The 17,171-nt window shown below is 60.4% G+C and carries 16 protein-coding genes; 3 read left to right on the top strand and 13 right to left on the bottom strand.

Annotated elements, in window-relative coordinates; genetic code table 11:
- Nucleotides 1–3: 3 nt before the first annotated feature.
- The 3 genes from NE852_RS03690 to NE852_RS03680 form a co-directional block, all read right to left on the bottom strand.
- Nucleotides 4–915 carry a carbohydrate ABC transporter permease gene (locus NE852_RS03690; protein ID WP_008523995.1) on the bottom strand — a complete coding sequence of 304 codons (912 nt, stop codon included), beginning with the start codon at nt 913–915 and terminating at the stop codon, nt 4–6.
- Nucleotides 915–2,033: a carbohydrate ABC transporter permease gene (locus tag NE852_RS03685; protein WP_008523998.1), complete on the bottom strand. Its 1,119-nt coding sequence runs from the start codon at nt 2,031–2,033 to the stop codon at nt 915–917. Before NE852_RS03685 ends, NE852_RS03690 begins: the two co-directional genes overlap by 1 nt.
- Before the next feature lie 72 nt (nt 2,034–2,105).
- The gene (locus tag NE852_RS03680) at nt 2,106–3,746 is read right to left on the bottom strand and encodes an extracellular solute-binding protein (RefSeq protein WP_008524000.1); all 1,641 of its coding nucleotides are present in this window, start codon (nt 3,744–3,746) and stop codon (nt 2,106–2,108) included.
- A gap of 338 nt (nt 3,747–4,084) precedes the next feature.
- Here NE852_RS03680 and NE852_RS03675 point away from each other — a divergent pair, with 338 nt between their 5' ends.
- A complete protein-coding gene (locus NE852_RS03675; protein ID WP_008524003.1) occupies nt 4,085–5,152 on the top strand; it encodes an ABC transporter ATP-binding protein in 1,068 nt (355 codons plus the stop codon).
- Between the two features lie 174 nt (nt 5,153–5,326).
- On the opposite strand, the gene NE852_RS03670 is transcribed toward NE852_RS03675, so the two are convergent.
- The 8 genes from NE852_RS03670 to msuE form a co-directional block, all read right to left on the bottom strand.
- Entirely contained in the window at nt 5,327–6,565 is a 1,239-nt protein-coding gene (locus NE852_RS03670) for an SfnB family sulfur acquisition oxidoreductase (RefSeq protein WP_258156198.1), read from the bottom strand.
- Between the two features lie 35 nt (nt 6,566–6,600).
- Nucleotides 6,601–7,380, bottom strand: a complete 780-nt coding sequence (locus tag NE852_RS03665) for an ABC transporter ATP-binding protein (RefSeq protein ID WP_008524006.1) — start codon at nt 7,378–7,380, stop codon at nt 6,601–6,603.
- A 109-nt stretch (nt 7,381–7,489) separates the two neighbouring features.
- Complete coding sequence (locus tag NE852_RS03660) at nt 7,490–8,833, bottom strand: ABC transporter substrate-binding protein (RefSeq protein ID WP_008524009.1); 1,344 nt, start codon at nt 8,831–8,833, stop codon at nt 7,490–7,492.
- 69 nt (nt 8,834–8,902) lie between these two features.
- Nucleotides 8,903–9,949, bottom strand: a complete 1,047-nt coding sequence (locus NE852_RS03655; protein WP_008524011.1) for a branched-chain amino acid ABC transporter permease — start codon at nt 9,947–9,949, stop codon at nt 8,903–8,905.
- 3 nt (nt 9,950–9,952) lie between these two features.
- On the bottom strand, nt 9,953–10,849 hold the full coding sequence (locus NE852_RS03650) for a branched-chain amino acid ABC transporter permease (RefSeq protein WP_037170813.1): 897 nt from the start codon (nt 10,847–10,849) through the stop codon (nt 9,953–9,955).
- The gene (locus tag NE852_RS03645) at nt 10,849–11,772 is read right to left on the bottom strand and encodes an ABC transporter ATP-binding protein (RefSeq protein WP_008524015.1); all 924 of its coding nucleotides are present in this window, start codon (nt 11,770–11,772) and stop codon (nt 10,849–10,851) included. Before NE852_RS03645 ends, NE852_RS03650 begins: the two co-directional genes overlap by 1 nt.
- Before the next feature lie 98 nt (nt 11,773–11,870).
- Nucleotides 11,871–12,980: a dimethylsulfone monooxygenase SfnG gene (gene sfnG, locus NE852_RS03640; protein ID WP_008524017.1), complete on the bottom strand. Its 1,110-nt coding sequence runs from the start codon at nt 12,978–12,980 to the stop codon at nt 11,871–11,873.
- Nucleotides 12,981–13,008: 28 nt separating this feature from the next.
- Nucleotides 13,009–13,593 (bottom strand): FMN reductase, encoded by a 585-nt coding sequence (msuE, locus tag NE852_RS03635; RefSeq protein WP_008524020.1) that lies wholly within the window; start codon nt 13,591–13,593, stop codon nt 13,009–13,011.
- A gap of 77 nt (nt 13,594–13,670) precedes the next feature.
- On the opposite strand from msuE, the gene NE852_RS03630 reads away from it, so the two are divergent.
- Both NE852_RS03630 and NE852_RS03625 read left to right on the top strand, forming a co-directional pair.
- Complete coding sequence (locus tag NE852_RS03630) at nt 13,671–13,913, top strand: hypothetical protein (RefSeq protein ID WP_128623503.1); 243 nt, start codon at nt 13,671–13,673, stop codon at nt 13,911–13,913.
- A gap of 155 nt (nt 13,914–14,068) precedes the next feature.
- Nucleotides 14,069–15,343: an epoxide hydrolase family protein gene (locus NE852_RS03625; RefSeq protein WP_374992004.1), complete on the top strand. Its 1,275-nt coding sequence runs from the start codon at nt 14,069–14,071 to the stop codon at nt 15,341–15,343.
- Nucleotides 15,344–15,426: 83 nt separating this feature from the next.
- Here the strand turns inward: NE852_RS03625 and NE852_RS03620 are convergent, their stop codons facing one another.
- Both NE852_RS03620 and NE852_RS03615 read right to left on the bottom strand, forming a co-directional pair.
- Nucleotides 15,427–16,485: an ATP-binding protein gene (locus NE852_RS03620; protein WP_052034544.1), complete on the bottom strand. Its 1,059-nt coding sequence runs from the start codon at nt 16,483–16,485 to the stop codon at nt 15,427–15,429.
- Nucleotides 16,469–17,161, bottom strand: a complete 693-nt coding sequence (locus NE852_RS03615) for a response regulator (RefSeq protein WP_037170822.1) — start codon at nt 17,159–17,161, stop codon at nt 16,469–16,471. Before NE852_RS03615 ends, NE852_RS03620 begins: the two co-directional genes overlap by 17 nt.
- Nucleotides 17,162–17,171: the final 10 nt, after the last annotated feature.

Here is a 17,171-nt window from a genome sequence, read left to right as displayed (position 1 = left end):
CAGCTACTTCACCGCGCCCGCGGTCATTCCGGCGATGATGTGCTTTTCCAGCACGACGCCGACGACAACAAGCGGAAGGATACCGGCGGTGGAAAGAGCAGCCATCGACCACCAATTGATGCCCTGGCTGCCTGTCTGGCTGGCAATCATAACAGGCAGCGTGTTGGTATTGGTGGAGGTCAGCAGCGCGGCGAAGAAATATTCGTTCCAGCACAGGATGAGCGCGAGGAGAAACGCGGCGACCATACCCGGCAGAACGAGCGGCACGATGATGCGGGCAAAGGCACCCCAGATCGACAGGCCATCGACCAGTGCCGCCTCCTCGAGCTCGACCGGTATGGTGGCGAACTGGTCGCGCATGATCCAGACGACGATCGGCAAGACCATCAGCGTGTAGACGGCGATCATGCCCACATAGGTGTCGAGCAGCGCCAGTTCCTTGTAGAGAACCAGGAACGGCAGGGCGAGGACGACGGGCGGCATGATGAGCTGCGAGAGGAAGAAGAAGGAAATGTCGGCGTTACGCATATGGCCGAACTTGTAGGAAAAGCGGCTGAGGCCATAGGCGGCGAGCGATCCGAGGACGACGGCAAGGGCGGATGCCGTGACGGAGATGATCACGCTGTTCCAAAGCCTGCGCATGAATTCGTCACGCACCGTCGAGATCTGGGAAATCGTATCCGGAGAGAGCCCGAGCGAGCGCCAGCCGAGCCAGTTGGGCGCAAAATTGAACCAGGGGATCAGGTTGCCGCGCATGACGTCCGCGGCTGTTTTGAACGAGGTCGAAACCGTCCAGAACAGCGGGAAGATGCAGACGAAGGCCCAGATGACGAGCAGGCTGTAGACGGCAATACGCATGGCCCACCAGCGAATGCGCTGGCCGCGCGCGTATTTTTCGAAATCGATCCGAACCATCAGAGTCTTCCTGTCATCCGCTTCACGATACGGTCGGAAATTTTCATCAGCCCCGTCATGCCGAGGACGATGATCACCAGATAGACCAGCGCGAGCAAGGTTCCATATCCGACATTCGAACGGTCGCGGTATTCGCGATAGATGAAACTGGTGACGGAATCGGTCGCGCCGCCCGGGCCTCCCGACGTCACCGTGATGATGATGTCGGCAAGCTTCAGCTTGAAGATGATGCGGATCATCACGGCCGTCACCGACACCGGCAGCATGAGCGGGAAAATGACCTCCCAGAAGCGTTGCCACTTGGTGGCGCCGTCGACTTCGGCCGCCTCCAGCACCTCCTTGGACAAAGCCTGCAGTCCGGCGAGCAGCATGATCATCATGAAGGGAATGAAGGTCCAGGCATCCATGATCATGATCGAGAGCCTTGCCGTCAGCGGGTCGCCGAAGAAGGAGGGATTTTCCCAGCCGAGCCAGCGGGCGAAGCGGGCGACAGGGCCGAATCGCGTCTCCATCATCGACTTGCCGACCATCCAGCTCACTGCGACCGGCGACAGCATCAGGGGCACCAGGAAGGTTACGCGCCAGAACTTGCGGGCGACGATTTCCTGGTTGAGGAGCAACGCCAGACCGAAGGCGATCGCATATTCGACCGCAATCGCCACGCAATAAAGGACCATATTGAACAGAGCATTGGCATAGAACGGGTCCGCGATCATGCGGCGGACATTGTCGAGGCCGTTGAAGCGCCGTCCGGTCGAGGAGGCGAGGTTCCAATCTGAAAAACCGATCCAGAGCGCGAAGAGCAGCGGGAACACCACCATCGACACGACGAAAAGTGCTGCCGGCAGGACAAAAAGCGCTTTCTTGCCCGCCTCGCCGTAAATGACGACGCGCGTGACGCAAAGAACTGCGGCCCAGAGAAAATAGGCGTAGAGAACCGGGCGCCAGTTCGCGAAACCCCAATCGGTCCAGGCCAGTTCATGGGCGCCCTGCAATAGAAACGACGCTATGAACCATATGGCGCTCAACCACAGAGCGGAGCGGCCCCAGAAACGACGGCTCGCGGAAATGGAGCCGGCTTCGACCGTGTGGAGCAGGTCGCCTTCGACTGTCGACATGATATTCCTCGCCCGGACAGAATGGGCGCTGGCGAAATCGCTTCCGATCCGCCAGCGCGTTTGGTCAACCGATCAGAGCCCGAGGCTCGCCCGATAAAGCTTCAGCTGGCTATCGCGGCCGATCTGGTCGGTGATCTTTTCCCAAGCAGCCGCAATCGCATCCGCGGTTTCCTGGGCCGATTTATACTGACCGGCAAAACCCTTTGCCAGTTCGTCCTCGGCAACGGAGTAATATTGGAAGATACCGGGGATGCGCGGTTCGATGGCAGCGTTCGGATGGTTGTAGCTGTCAGCGTTCGAACCCAGATAGTCCTCGATATAGGCGCGGTCGTAACCTGCCTTTTCCCATTCGTCGTAGTTGAAGTTGGACTGACGGTAGGGCTGGAAGCCGGAGGGATAAGCCGACGTCCAGAGGGATATATCCTTGCCGCCGAGATGGGCGGCAGCAGACCAGGCAGCCTTGCGCTTCTTCTCGTCGCCGGAGACCTGCTTGGTGACGTAGATGCCCCAACCGAGATAGGCCATGTTGGGCGCTTCGTTATACTTGTCTTCCCACTGCCCGGTCTTGCGGTTGTAGACGCGGTTCGAGCCGCGGTTGATGCCGAAACCGACCACGTCGCCCACAACAGAAGTGTCCGAAGTGCGCGCGCTGGAGCCGACGTCGCCCCACCACATGAGCATTGCGCCGGTGCCGGCCAGGAATTGCGAGAAGGCCGTGGTGCCGGGGTCGGCATTGATCTGGTCGGCCGGATAGGCCTTGGCCGCGATCAGATCCAGGACGTCCTGGATCGCCTGGACCCAGGCGGGGTTATTGACCAGCGGCTTCATGTTTTCAGGATCGAACAACCAGGCCGGGTCGCCAGGATATTTGGCATAGGCAGTCGCGCGGTTTTCGATGAAATAGAAGCCGAAGCCGCCCCAACCCTTGAGCGGGTCGAGATAGCCGTAGGCCGGCTGGCCGGTCAGCGGATCGGTCTTGCCGATCAGCGCCTTGGAAGCCGCGTTGACTTCCTGCCAGGTCTTCGGTGGCTCGGCCATGCCGCTGATCGAGCCCGCGCCGAAGTAATCCTTGCGATAGGCGAAGGTGTGGCAGTCGCCATCGATCGTCACACGATAGGTCTTGCCGCCCCAGGTGCCGACCGGCGGCTTCAGGTAGCTCACCAGATCGTCGGCCTCGATCTGCTTTGCAGCCCAGTCAGGCATCTCGTCCAGCAGCCCACGCCCGGCGGTGTCGCCTTCGAAGGGTGCACCCATTTCCAGAATGTCGAAATCAACGGTACCGGTCGCGATCGACTGCTGAAGGCGCGCGTTGTAGTCAGCCTGGGCGAGATCGATCCAGTTGATCTTGGCGCCGGTATAGGCTTCCCACGGCTTCAGGAAGCCGCGGAACAGGAAGTTATGCAGGTTCTGGTTGTTGAGCCCCATGAAGGTCAGCTCGACGCCGGCAAATTCGCCCTGCTTGACATTGGCCTTGGTCGGGCCGAGGCAGAGCTCACCCACCTTCTGCCAGTCCGCGTCGGTTGGCGAGCCCTTCCCTACTCCCGGAATTTGCAGGATCTTGGCGCGAACATCATCGGCGGCAAATGCCATACCGGGAATTCCGCCCATTGCGCCGGACAGGCCGAGCAGAGCTGCAGCACTCGCCGTTCCGCGCAAGACGTCGCGGCGGCTTGCCTGACGGCGCATCAGTGCATCGTATATTTCGACTTTCATGTATTCCTCCTCCACGTTTGTTGCGCTCGCCCAACCGATCTTGCCGGGCTGACTCCAGTCCGATTTTAGAACTGGCCTGGTACAAAACTATCTGGTAAGCAGAGAAATGAAACGTTTCATATTCTGCTTGAAACCGCTCCTCCCGGTCTCGTTTCCGAACATCAGACGGCGGACGGAAAAAGTCAACAAGAAATGAAACGTTTCATGGAGGAGGTTTGCCGGGTACTTTCGAGCAGGCGCTAAGGGCGGTTTGGCCGGTCGTATGCTCGAAAATACGAGGCATGACGTGATGACCCTGAGGCGGCTCAGGGCGTACAGCAAAGCGAGCGGGGAGGCACATGGCTGAGGTCAATATTTCACAGGCACGGAAGGCCTATGGCGGCTTGAGTGTCCTGCATGGCGTCGATATCGATATTCGAGACGGCGAGTTTGTGGTGCTCGTCGGCCCGTCCGGTTGCGGCAAGTCGACTCTCTTGCGCATGGTCGCGGGGCTCGAAAGCATCACGGGCGGCACGATTTCGATCGGCGGCAAGGTCGTCAACAATCTGCCGCCGAAGGACCGCGACATCGCGATGGTCTTCCAGAGCTATGCGCTCTATCCGCACAAGACCGTCGCCGAAAACATGGTCTTTGCGCTGCGCCTCCAGAAGCAGCCGGCCGACGTCATCAAACAGCGCCTGCAGGCGGCGGCCGAGACCCTCGACCTCGTGCCCTATCTGGACCGCTATCCGCGCCAGCTTTCCGGCGGCCAACGCCAGCGCGTCGCGATGGGCCGAGCGATCGTCAGGTCGCCGCAAGTGTTCCTGTTCGACGAACCCTTGTCCAACCTCGATGCCAAGCTGCGCGTGCAGATGCGCAAGGAAATCAAGGAGTTGCATCAGCGGCTGAGGACCACGACGATCTATGTCACCCATGACCAGGTCGAGGCCATGACCATGGCCGACAAGATCGTGGTGATGCAGGGCGGCAAGATCGAACAGATCGGCACGCCTCTGGAACTCTACGACCGCCCCAGCAACACCTTCGTGGCAACGTTCATCGGCTCGCCGTCGATGAATCTGCTGAAAGGCCGCTACAAAGCCGAAGGCGCGATCTTCGTCACGGAGACTGGCGACGAGATTGCACTCGGCTTCACGCCGGAGGCGTCGGATGGGCAGGCTGTGCTTCTGGGGGTGCGGCCTGAGCACCTGTCGCTTGCCGAAAGCGGGCTCAAGGCGACTGTCAACGTCACCGAACCCACCGGCCATGAGACGATGGTGTTCCTGCGCTACGGGCCTGGCGAACTTGTCGCGGTATTTTCCGAGCGGCACGATTTTGCGCCCGGGCAGGTCGTGACGATAGCCGCTCGGCCGGGGAAGCTTCATCTTTTTGATGCGGAATCAGGCAAGACGTTGCGACCGGATTGAGCTCTGCCTACCGCCGACTTGAAGGTTTTCACCCAAAGCTTCGGCAGCGTTCGCGATCGTGTTGTCAAGCGACTACGTGCACGGATATCCCCCGACGATAGGCTTCGGGCGGTGGCGATCGAGCCTCTCTCGCCACCGCAATATTCCGGTTCCGAGCGGAACGACAACCCCGCTTCAGCTCCAGGCGTGCAGCGGTGGCTTCTCTCCGTTGAGGAAGTATTTGCCGAGGATCGAGTATTTCCACCGCACCGGGTCGTGCAGCGTGTGGGTCCGCGCATTGCGCCAGTGGCGGTCGAGATTGTGTTCGGCAAGCGTCGAGCGGGTGCCGGCGAGTTCGAACAGCTTGTTGGTCGCCTCGATGGCGATCTCGGTCGAGAGGATCTTGGCCTCGGCCGTGAAGACCTGGGCTTCCGCAACGGTATCGGCATTGGGATCGGCAACCGCCCGGTCGATCGCATGCCCGGCTTTCTCGAGCAGGGCCTGCGCCGCATGCAGGCGGAGCTGAAGGGCGCCGACCGCCTGGATCGTGTAAGGATCGTCCCAGGCATGGTCGAGGCCACTATCGACCCAGGCACGGGACTTGGTGCGGACGAAGTCGATCGTCTCCTTGATCGCCGCCGAGGCGATGCCGATATCGACGGCAACCTGGATGATCTGGAAGATGGCGCCGTCCGCCGTCGGCTTGTCATAGCCCTTGTATCCCGGAACAAGCCAGGCCTTGTCGACTTTGACATTGTCGAGAATGACCGTGCCCGAGAGCGTTGTTCGCTGGCCGAAGCTCGACCAGTCGTCGATGACGGTCAAACCGGGCGCATCGCGATCGGCGATCGCGTACCAGGCGCGGCCATCGTCATCGAGCGCCACGATCGGCACCTTATGGGCAAGCAAGGCGCCCGACGAATAGAATTTCCGACCGTTCACCACCACGTGGTCGCCGCTGTCGACAAATCTGGTTTCAAAATCGACCGCACGTTTGGAGCCGAATTCCGAAAAGGCATTGCCGAACCGGGTGCCCTTGAGGATTTCGCCGAACAACAGTTCCTGCTGCGCTTTGTCTGAAACCGTACGGATCGCCGCGACGACGCCGAGATGGTTCTGCGAGATCTGTCCGATCGACGAATCCGCCTCGGAAATGATCTCGACCACTTTTGCAAGCGTGACATAGGAGACCTCCGGTCCGCCGAATGCCTTAGGCACATTGATCGACCAGAGCCCGCTCTGCGAAAAGGCATCCAGCTCTTCCGCCGGCCAGATCCGTTCGCGGTCACGATCTGCGGAACCCTTGACGAACTCCGCGGCGAGCCGGTGGGCGACCGCGATCGCTTCTGCATCGTCCTTGATGATATGCGCAGGCTTTTCCGGCCGCTTGACGCCGGGTACGGCAACCCTGTCTGTTTTGGCAATGACGTTCATTTTGGTCTCCCTGCTCAGTGATGGATGTGAATGGATCAGGCCGCCGGCCTGTCGTGGGTGAGGGCCGTGCCTTCGCCCAGATAAAAAACCTTGATGTCGTCACGGCTGCGCAATTCGGCGGCGGAGCCCGACAGCACGGCGACGCCGTTTTCGACGACGGTGGCGTGATCGGCGTACTGAAGCGCCACCGTGGAATTCTGTTCGGCAACCAGGATGGAAAGTCCGTCCTCGCGGTTCAGTGCCTTGAGCGAGCGGAAAATGTCCTTGATCACAAGGGGTGCCAGACCCATCGAGGGTTCATCGAGAACAAGCAGCCGCGGCCGCGACATCAGCGCGCGGCCGATCGCCGTCATCTGCTGCTCGCCGCCTGAGGTAAGCCCTGACGCAGTGCGGCGCTTCTCCTTGAGCCTGGGGAAAATGACATAGACCCGCTCGAGGTCGGCAGCGATCTCGCGCCTGGATGACGAGCGCCCGAGGCCGCCGGAGATGAGATTTTCCTCGACCGACAGGCTCTTAAAGCAATGCCGGCCTTCCAGCACCTGTACCAGCCCGGCCCGGACCAGATCGGCTGGCTTCTCGCGCAGCACATCGCGCCCTTCGAAACGGATCGTGCCTGACGTCACCTGGCCTCGTTCGGCCGGCAACAGGTTCGAGATGGCTTTCAGCGCCGTCGTCTTGCCGGCGCCGTTCGAACCGAGCAGCGCGAGGATTTCTCCGCGCCGCAACTGAAAGCTCACGCCGTTCAGGGCCTTGATGGCCTTGTTGTAGACGGCATGCACGGACTTGACATCAAGAAGGATCGTTTCGTCGGACATGTCGCTCGTTCCAAAATCAATCAGCAAGAGAGGTGCGGCGCAGGCACCCGGATCTGCCGCACCAGGTTACGAGATGAAGGGATGGCAGTTTGGGCCATCCCTCGCATCGTCAGTTCGTGGTGGCGATGCCTTCGGCATCGGCCGCGGTGCGCAGCTTGATGCCCTTTTCCTTGGCGTAGGCTTCCGAGGATTTTTCGATGATCGGGCGCAGCAGCTTCCAGTCCGGCGCGATCCAGTCGGAGACGACGTTCCACTTTTTGCCGTCCCATTGCTGGAAGGTCACATAGCCATCGCCTTCGTGGTTATCCCAGGTGACGTTGATGGAGTGGAACAGGTCCTTGGCGCCCAGCGCCGCGACTTTGGCTTCGTCGAGTTTCAGGTGCTCGAAACCCCAGCGCACTTCGTCGCCGGTCAGGGTACGCTTGCCGAACTTTTCCTGTGCGGTGCGGATCGCCTCGACATTCAGGATGCCGTTGACGATGCCGAGGTTGTGGTAGACCGAGCCGATGCGCTTCTTGTCTTCCAGATTGCCCTTGCCGTGATCGTAGAGCGTCTTCACGACCTCCTGCAGGACAGGATACTGCTCGCCCGAAGCCTGGGTGGTGATCGCGGTATAGCCGATCGCCGCGTCGCCTGCGGGGATGACATCCTCTTCCGAATTCGACCAGACGTTGCCGACGATCTTGGAGGCGGGGAAGCCGACCTTGGCGGCCGTCTTCAGCGCTACCGGGTTCATCACGCCCCAGCCGCGCAGAACGACGTAGTCCGGCTTGGCGCGACGGATCGTCAGCCACTGCGACTGCTGCTCGTTACCGGGATGGGGGACCTCGATCTGCTGTACGGTGAAGCCATACTTCTCAGCCAGCAATTCGTAGATCGGAATGGTTTCCTTGCCATAGGGCGAGCCGTGATAGAGCACGACGATCTTTTTGCCCTTGAGCTTGTCGAGACCACCTTCCTTCGAGGCAAGATAGTTCACGATGCCCGAAGTCTCCGAATAGGGGTTGAGCAACAGCGGGAAGACGTAAGGGAAGACGCGCCCGTCTGTGGAGTCGGTGCGGCCATGGTTTACCGTGATCAGCGGCACCTTGTCGCCGGTGATGCGGTCGATCATGGCATAAGCGATGCCGACCGAAAGCGGGTTCCAGGCGGCCGCGTTCGGATGGCTCTTCTGGCGCTCATAGCATTCGACGCCGCGCTCGACCTCATACTGGGTTTCGCATTCGTCCCAGGTGAGCTTGACGCCGTTCACGCCGCCATCGCGGGTGTTGATCAGGTTCAGGTAGTCGATGAAGCCGCCGAAGAAACCGGTGCCGCCGGCAGCATAAGGCCCGACGCGATAGCTCTGCAGCGGGAAATACTGCTCATCGGCATGGGCAGGCGTCAAGCCGGCTCCGCCGATGATGGCGAGCGCTGCGACCGCCGCCTTGAATGTGGTTTTCAGACTTTTCATTGGACAAACTCCCTCTGTTGACCGGCGATGCCGGTGTTCCAATGCGTTCAAAGATGATGATGTGGCGGTTCAGCCGACGGGTTTGGGCATGCTGGGCCTGAACCGTCCGGCCAGCCGCCTTCCGAGCGCCGCGAGCCCATCGGGCTCGAGAATAAGGAAGGCAATGATGAGTGCGCCGATGACGATGCGCTGGCTCATGTCGAGCACGCCGGAATCGAACAGATCGCCCAGGAAAAACGATCCCACCCGCGACAGGACCACAGGAAAGACCACCATCAGCGCAGCGCCCAGGAAAGCGCCGCGGATCGTCGCCAGCCCGCCGATGATGATGATGAAAAGAATCTGGAAAGACCGGTCGAGATTGAAGCCGGCCGGCTCCACCGTGCGCAGATAGGCAAAGGCCCAAAGCACGCCGGCGACCCCGATGATGAAGGAAGAGAGCGCGAAGGCGAGCAGCTTGGTGCGCAGCACCGGCACCCCGATGATCCGGGCTGCCGTCTCATTATCGCGGATGGCGATGAAATTGCGGCCTGTCTGGGAGGATGCGACGCGCCAGGCAAAGAAGGTCAGCACCGTGACGACGATCAGCGAGAAATAGTAGCGCCCGGTCGAACTGTCGAAATCGATGCCGGCGATGGTGAGCTTCGGCGCGTCGATCACGCCCGACGGATTGTCATTTGAGAACCAGCCGAATTTGGTCAGCGCCCATTGCACGAAGAACTGCGCCGCAAGCGTGGAAACGGCGAGATAGAAGCCGCGCAGGCGCAGACTTGGCAGGCCGAAGACGATCCCGACCGCGGCCGCGATGCCGCCGGCGAGCGCGATAGAGACGAGAAGCGGCAAGCCCTCGATACGCAGATTGAAATTGAAGGCGGCGAAGGCGCCAACCGCCATGAAGGCCGCGCTGCCGAGCGATACCTGCCCGGCATAGCCGGTCAACAGGTTCATGCCGACGCCGGCCAGCGACAGAGCCAGAAACGGCAGCAGCAGCGCCTCGATCAGATAGCTCGAGCCGATGAAAGGCACGATGCCGAAAGCGATGATGAGGATGGCAAGCGGCGCGATCCAGCCTGGAAGTTTTACCGAAACGACGGGTCGGGAGGTGACGGCAGCCATGGTTCAGACCCTTTCCACGAGCTTCTGGCCGAACAAGCCTGATGGGCGGACGAGCAGGAAGATCAGCGCGATAGCATAGGCGAACCAGCCCTCGATGCCGCCGCCGAAATATTCGCCGATATAGACTTCGGCGAGCTTTTCCGAGGCGCCGATGAGCAGGCCGCCGACGATGGCGCCGGCGATCGAATCGAAGCCGCCGAGCACGAGCACCGGCAGGGCCTTCAGCACCACGAGCGAGAGGGAGAATTGCACGCCGCTGCGCGCACCCCAGAGAAGTCCTGCGACCAATGCGACGAGACCGGATGTTGCCCAGACAGTGGCCCAGATGCGCGGCAGGCGAAGCCCGACGGCGAGTGCCGCGAACTGGTCGTCCGCAACTGCGCGAAAGGTTAGGCCGACCCGGGTATATCGAAAGAAGAGCGTCAGCCCGGTGACCATCAATGCCGCCACGGCGGAGGCGAAGAGATCGAACTTCGAGATGAAGACGCCGTAAAATTCGAAGGGCACGTCCTCGATGCCGAGCTCCAGGGCATGGACCTGCGTGCCCCAGAGAAGCTGGGCAGCACCCTCGATGATGTAGGAAAGCCCGAGCGTCGCCATGAACAGCGTGATCGGCGGCTTGTTGACGAGCGGCCGGAGCACTGCGCGCTCGATACCGATGCCCAGCAGCACCATGATGGCGAAGGTAAGCACAAGCGCGAGATAGAATGGCACGCCGCGCTCGACCAGCGAAACGAAGGTGAGAGCGGCAAACAGGAGCAGCGCCCCCTGTGCGAAATTCAAGACACCCGAGGTCTTGTAGATCAGCACGAAGCCGATCGCGACGAGCGAATACATGACGCCGGAAAGCAATCCGCCAGTCAGCACCTCGAGGAAGAAAAGATAGTCGAAGCTTTCCATCACGCGTCCGCCTCTTCCTGGTCCTCGCGGGCAACGCCGAGATAGGCGTCGATGACGGCCTGGTCGGTGCGCACTTCGGCCGGGGTGCCGTCAGCGATCTTGCGGCCGTAGTCGAGCACGGCGATCCGGTCCGAAAGTCCCATGACCACGCCGATATCATGTTCGATCAGGATGATCGTCGTGCCGTACCCCTCCTGCGCGGCACGGACAAAGCCTGCCATTTCCTGCTTTTCGGTGGCGGTCATGCCGGCCATCGGTTCATCGAGCAGGAGGATCTGTGGATCGGGCGCCAGCGCCCGGGCAAGTTCGACGCGCTTCTGCAGGCCGTAGGGCAGCGAGCCGGCAAGCCGGTCATGCACATGGCCGAGATGCAGGAAATCGATGACCTGCCGCGCCCGGTCACGCGCCTCGCGTTCCTCGCGACGGGCGCGGGGCGAACCGAACGCCTGGCCGATAAAGGTCGAGCGACGCTGGAAAGTCAGGCCGGTCATGACGTTTTCAAGAACCGTCAGCCCCTTGAACAGGGCAAGGTTCTGGAAGGTGCGGGCGATGCCAAGCCGTGCGGCCTTCTGCACCGGCACCTGCGCATAGGTCTTGCCATTGAGGCTGACATGGCCGGCATCCGGCCGGTATTGCCCTGAAATCACGTTGATCAGCGAACTTTTGCCGGCGCCGTTCGGGCCGATGATCGCGCGGATCTCGCCCGGCTGGACCGCTAGATCGACATTGGCGATCGCCGTGACGCCTCCGAAGGAGAGCGTGATGCCCGAAAGCGCCAATATCGGCGGGTGGCTCAGCGCATTGCTGTCGACATTCGCCACGCGACGGCTCGATGGACCTGACAGCGGCAGCAGGGAATACTCCCTCGCCGTAGAGGTCTCATCGAGTACCGTGTAATGCGCATTCGCCATCATCTGCTCCATCGTGCGCAGAATCCCCAGGCCTTACCTGAAGACGCACACCTCCATCCGGCCCCCCTTGGATGGGGAGCCGTTCGCTTTTCAATTTATGAAGAAAGCCGTTATTCGGCCGCTTCCAGCCGCTGGTCTTCGATCGCTTCCAGTTCGCGGACGATCGGCAGGACGTGCTTGCCGAAATATTCCACCTCTTCCTGGAAATGCAGGAAGCCGAGGAGGATGAGGTCCGCCCCCGCCCGCTTGTGACCGATGATGCGTTCGGCCACCTGCTCCGGCGTGCCGATCAGATTTGAACGGAAACCGTCATTGTATTGCACCAGATCCTGGAAGGTGGACTTCGCCCAGTTGCCTTCGCGCTCCGGCGAGGAATTTCCGGCATTCTGGACCTCGTGGTGGAAGCCCTTGACCGCCTCGGGGATGGCCTTGTCGAGGATCTCCTGGAGGACCTCCTGCGCTTCCTTCTCCGAAGAGCGGACGATGCCGAAGGCATTCATGCCGATCTTCGTGCGCCAGGCCTTGCCGAAAGCCTTTTCCTTGGCGCGGATGTCATCCACCTGAGCCTTCAGGCCTTCCGGCGTATTGCCATTGGTGAAATACCAGTCGGACACGCGGGCCGCCATGTCGCGAGCCGCACGCGAGGAACCGCCCTGGAATACCTGCGGAACGCCACCGATCGGCTTCGGCTTCATCGAATAATCCGTGAAGCGATAGAAATCGCCGCGCAGGTTATAGACATCCTCCGTCCAGATGCCACGGATCGCGCGGATGAACTCCTCCGAACGACGATAGCGCTCGTCATGGTCCAGCCAGGGCTCGCCGATGGCGGCGAACTCGCCGCGGAACCAGCCGGAGACGATATTGACATCGACGCGGCCATTGGTGAGGTGGCTGATGGTAGCGATCTGCTTGGCCAGAAGCGCCGGGTTCCACGGTCCGGGCAGGACAGCGGCAATGACGCGGAGCTTTTCGGTGGCCGCAAGAAGTGCGTGGGAAAAGGTGACCGACTCGTGCTGGTTATCGGCGCCATATCCGGCTGTGAAGCGAATCTGGCTCAATGCAAACTCAAAACCCGACCGTTCTGCGATCTGGGCGAGCTTGCGATTGTAGTCGATGCCCCAATCGGTGCGCTGCTCGACTGAACTGATGACCAGGCCGCCCGATACGTTCGGCACCCAGTAGGCAAACTTCAAGGGTTCTTTCTTCGATTGTGACATCGGTCTCTCCGTGCTTATTCGTGATGTGCTAGGCGCGCAGCCGCGATTGTTCTTCGGCGCGGGCCAGGGCGAGTGTCCTGGCGTGCGGAACGATCAGTTCCAGTTCGCGCACGGCTGCTCTGATCCGCTTCTGGATGTCTGAGCCTGCGACAGCATATGCATCGAACTCGCTTTCGAGAGCATAGACCGAGGTAGGCAGCGACAGCGCCTTGAAGAAGCTGAACAGGGGTCGCAATTGATGATCGATCATCAAACCGTGCAATGGCGTCCCGCCCGTTGCGGCAAGGATCACCGGCTTGCCGATCAGTGACTCATAGTGAACCAGATCGAAGAGGTGCTTGAGCGCTCCGCTATACGAAGCCCGATAAACCGGAGAACCGACAACCAGGACATCCGCGTTCTCAACCGCGCGCACGATCTCGGCGCCTTCCTCATCCAGTTGGTCCGCTCTCAGGGCTCGAAAGAGCGCAGGTGCAGACACAGCCAGATCGATGTGGCGCGCGGGCAAGCCAAGCTCGGACTCGATACGCCGAAGGACGGACGCAACCAGCGCCGATGTTCGGGATGGAGCCTTTACGTTTCCAGATATTCCAACGATGCGCAGTTCCTGCATGGAGCCCTCCAATTACATAAGCCCTATAAATTAAGTGGATTACTTGCAATGAGTACAGCGTCCGATTTGATCCACGAATGGAACATCAAATTCCAAAGAACATCCCTTTTAGAAAATATTTTCATCCGCCCGGACAAATGCCGGAAAGTGGCAAAGAGCGGCAATCCGCCGACAGATTGCCAGGAATCGGCAAGGTATCCGGACTGTCGACGTCGGCCACAGGGGGAGAAATCGCAAACTCGTCGGCGCTCGACCACGGGAGCGGCCTGGTCATCGGCGAGGCGGCAGAACAAGCCTACGAATACGCTCCTACGTTTTGATACACTTCCGCCGATTCTCCAAACATCTCAGATACATGGCCGCCATAACCTCCTTTCTGTCGCAATCAGAGCGCAAGCGAAGGAGAGTAATTATGACTGAGACCGCGAAGGCTTCGCCGCAGAAATATGTCGCCGGCCGCCTCATCGCCGTGACGATGGGCGCCATCATGCTCGCGCCCCACGGATATGTCGTTCAGGCAAACGCCGCAGACGTCATTTCGGCCACATCGCCGAATACCACCAGTCGCGACGAGAGTATCCGCCCGTTCCAAGTTCACGTGCCACAATCTCAGCTAGACGATCTGCGCCGGCGTATTGCAGAGACGCGCTGGCCCGACAAGGAAACCGTTGGTGACTCGTCCCAAGGTATTCAACTGGCGCAAGTCCAGGAACTGGTCCGCTACTGGGGAACCGATTACGACTGGCGCAAGGCCGAGACGCAACTCAATGCGCTGCCGGAATTCATCACGACGATCGACGGCGTCGATATCCAGTTCATCCACGTTCGCTCCAGCCACCCCAATGCTCTACCCGTCATCCTGACGCATGGTTGGCCCGGCTCGACACTCGAGTTCCTGAAGACGATAGGGCCTCTGACAGACCCTACCGCTTACGGCGGGCGAGCCGAGGATGCATTCGATGTCGTCATTCCGTCCATCCCAGGCTACGGCTTTTCAGGGAAGCCTACGGATCTCGGCTGGGGGCCCGATCGCACGGCGCGGGCGTGGGACACCTTGATGAAACGCCTCGGATATCAGCACTATGTTTCGCAGGGCGGGGATCACGGCTCCGTCATCTCCGATGCGCTTGCCCGTCAGGCGCCGAAGGGTTTGCTGGCGATACATCTCAATATGCCGGCGACCATCCCCGGCGACCTGACCAAGGCCATCAATAGCGGCGACCCCGCGCCATCGAGCCTGACCTCTCAGGAGCGGCAAGCCTTCCGGTCGCTCAGCACGTTTTTCGGACGAAATGCAGCCTATGGCGCATTGATGGTGACACGACCGCAGACGATCGGTTACTCGCTATCGGATTCGCCGGCCGGCCTTGCAGCGTGGATGTACGAAAAGTTCGCGCAATGGAGCGACAGCGATGGCGTCCCCGAGCGCGTTCTTTCCAAAGACGAGATGCTCAATGACATCACGCTCTACTGGCTGACGAATACGGGAGCGTCGTCCTCGCGCTTCTATTGGGAAAACAACAACAACAATTTCAGTGCCGAGGCGCAGCATACCAAAGACATCAAGGTCCCCGTCGCCATCTCGGTGTTCCCAAAGGAAATCTATCAGGCGCCCGAAAGCTGGAGCAAGCAAGCTTACCCCACTCTGTTCTACTACAATCAGGTCGCCAGGGGCGGGCATTTTGCCGCATGGGAGCAGCCTCAGCTTTTCACCGAAGAGCTTCGCGCGGCTTTCAAATCCGTCCGTTGACAAAAACCAGAGTATGAACCGGCGGGCGGCGCGATGAAGGCCGCCTCGCCGTGGGCGGCCTCGTTAGCCCGGGATGCTTACTTTCAAGCCGCTGGAAGAGACAGTTTCACGGCCAGTCCCCCGGTCTCGCTACGGGCGATCGTTGCCCCTCCGCCATGGGCTTCGGCGATCGCCTTGACGACGGCAAGGCCGAGACCTGAACCTCCGCTGGACCTTGTGCGGGCGCTTTCGGCTCTCCAGAACCTTTCGAAGGCCTTCTCGAACTCGGCATCCGTCATCCCGGCCCCGGAGTCGGAAACGCTGACTATCCAATTGCCCTGCTTCTCGTATGTCTGCAGCACCACGACCGATCCGGGCGCATATCGGCGAGCGTTGTCCAGTAGCGCCAGCACGACCTGCCGCACTCTCGTCCTGTCCGCCCTCACCCAGATGGTTTGCGTGTCCGAGGTAACGGTGATGCCGGCGTTCGAAAGCGAGGGGCGAACGGAATCGAGAACATCCTCGACCTCGGAAGCCAGCTCGAATTCGGTGAGCTGCAATTCCATTCGGCCGGCATTCATCAATGAAAGTGTTTTTAGATCATCGACGATGCGCGTCAGGCTTTCGATCTGCCCGATCAGGCTTTGAAATAGCGCCGGGCTAGGCTCAAACACGCCATCCGCCAGCCCCTGCATGCGTCCGCGCAGGATCGTCAGAGGCGTGCGCAGTTCGTGGGCGATGGCAGAATTGGAATATTGTAATTCCTGTTCAGCCCGCTGCAATTGCTCCGCCATCTGATTGAAGTCCCTGATCAAGCGATCCACCTCGCCAAAGCTGCCCGCGGTTTGAGCGCGACCGGCGAAATCTCCAGCGGCAATTGATCGGGCTGCTTCGGTCACAGCCGTGAGCGGAACGACGAGCCTGCGGGACAGCCGCCATCCCACATAGGCCGCGACGGCCTGCCCGATCGCAATCATAAGCCCGAGGACAACGAAGTCCGTGGGGGTCCAATCGGTCGAATCTTCGGCGTTTGGGAAAAACCAATCGAGCACGGACACATAGGCCAGAAATCCGAAAAACATGATTCCGGCGGCGACGAACGCCACGATCGTCATCGACCAGACGATCTGTTTGTTCAAGCTGCTCTTAACTGAAGTCGCCAAGCCGATATCCTACTCCACGTACGCCACTGAGGAGGCTGCCGGCGCCGGCCAACTCAAGTTTTCGTCGAAGTTTGCTCATGTGACTATCGACCGTCCGGTCGAGGGCATCGCCCTCAGGCAGACATGCATCGACGATCTCGCCCCGTTCGAACGCCCGATTGGGTGAGGCGGCCATATACTCAAGAATTCTGAATTCAGTCCTCGTCAATTGGAGGATGTTCCGGCCCGCAGGGGTCTCGACTGTCGCAATGAACGCGATCGGATCTACGCTCAACCCGCCAACCCGGATCACCTTATTTGCGGAGCTTGCCGTTGTCCGTCGCAGCACCGCTTTGGCTCGCGCGACAACTTCCAACGGATTGAACGGCTTGACCACGTAATCATCTGCCCCGCCACGAAGCGCCTGGAGTTTATCCAGATCGTCTGCAAGGGCCGTTGCCATGATAACCGGCGTATCCCCTCTCTGCCGGATCGCCGCAAGCACGCCATAGCCGTCCATGCGAGGCAGGTTCACATCCAGAACAACGAGATCCGGCCGGAGCCTCTGGTGATGCGACAATCCCGTCTCCCCATCTCCGGCGGAAACCACGCGAAAACCTTCTCGCTCGAAATATCGCTCGAGGATTTCCGAGATTTCAGGCTCGTCTTCGATAATCAGTATGAGTGCGTTGTCCATTGAAAGCTCC

The organism is Rhizobium sp. Pop5 (assembly GCF_024721175.1).
In the GTDB taxonomy this organism is placed as follows: domain Bacteria; phylum Pseudomonadota; class Alphaproteobacteria; order Rhizobiales; family Rhizobiaceae; genus Rhizobium.
This window is presented reverse-complemented; position numbering and strand designations above follow the sequence as displayed.

Coding starts and splice junctions, on each gene's coding strand:
- NE852_RS03665 (WP_008524006.1), bottom strand. CDS start 7,380: ATGTCCGACGAAACGATCCTTCTTGATGTCAAGTCCGTGCATGCCGTC.
- NE852_RS03690 (WP_008523995.1), bottom strand. CDS start 915: ATGGTTCGGATCGATTTCGAAAAATACGCGCGCGGCCAGCGCATTCGC.
- NE852_RS03670 (WP_258156198.1), bottom strand. CDS start 6,565: ATGAACGTCATTGCCAAAACAGACAGGGTTGCCGTACCCGGCGTCAAG.
- NE852_RS03630 (WP_128623503.1), top strand. CDS start 13,671: ATGGAACATCAAATTCCAAAGAACATCCCTTTTAGAAAATATTTTCAT.
- NE852_RS03685 (WP_008523998.1), bottom strand. CDS start 2,033: ATGTCGACAGTCGAAGGCGACCTGCTCCACACGGTCGAAGCCGGCTCC.
- NE852_RS03660 (WP_008524009.1), bottom strand. CDS start 8,833: ATGAAAAGTCTGAAAACCACATTCAAGGCGGCGGTCGCAGCGCTCGCC.
- NE852_RS03655 (WP_008524011.1), bottom strand. CDS start 9,949: ATGGCTGCCGTCACCTCCCGACCCGTCGTTTCGGTAAAACTTCCAGGC.
- msuE (WP_008524020.1), bottom strand. CDS start 13,593: ATGCAGGAACTGCGCATCGTTGGAATATCTGGAAACGTAAAGGCTCCA.
- NE852_RS03615 (WP_037170822.1), bottom strand. CDS start 17,161: ATGGACAACGCACTCATACTGATTATCGAAGACGAGCCTGAAATCTCG.
- NE852_RS03645 (WP_008524015.1), bottom strand. CDS start 11,772: ATGGAGCAGATGATGGCGAATGCGCATTACACGGTACTCGATGAGACC.
- NE852_RS03675 (WP_008524003.1), top strand. CDS start 4,085: ATGGCTGAGGTCAATATTTCACAGGCACGGAAGGCCTATGGCGGCTTG.
- NE852_RS03625 (WP_374992004.1), top strand. CDS start 14,069: ATGGGCGCCATCATGCTCGCGCCCCACGGATATGTCGTTCAGGCAAAC.
- NE852_RS03680 (WP_008524000.1), bottom strand. CDS start 3,746: ATGAAAGTCGAAATATACGATGCACTGATGCGCCGTCAGGCAAGCCGC.
- NE852_RS03650 (WP_037170813.1), bottom strand. CDS start 10,849: ATGGAAAGCTTCGACTATCTTTTCTTCCTCGAGGTGCTGACTGGCGGA.
- sfnG (WP_008524017.1), bottom strand. CDS start 12,980: ATGTCACAATCGAAGAAAGAACCCTTGAAGTTTGCCTACTGGGTGCCG.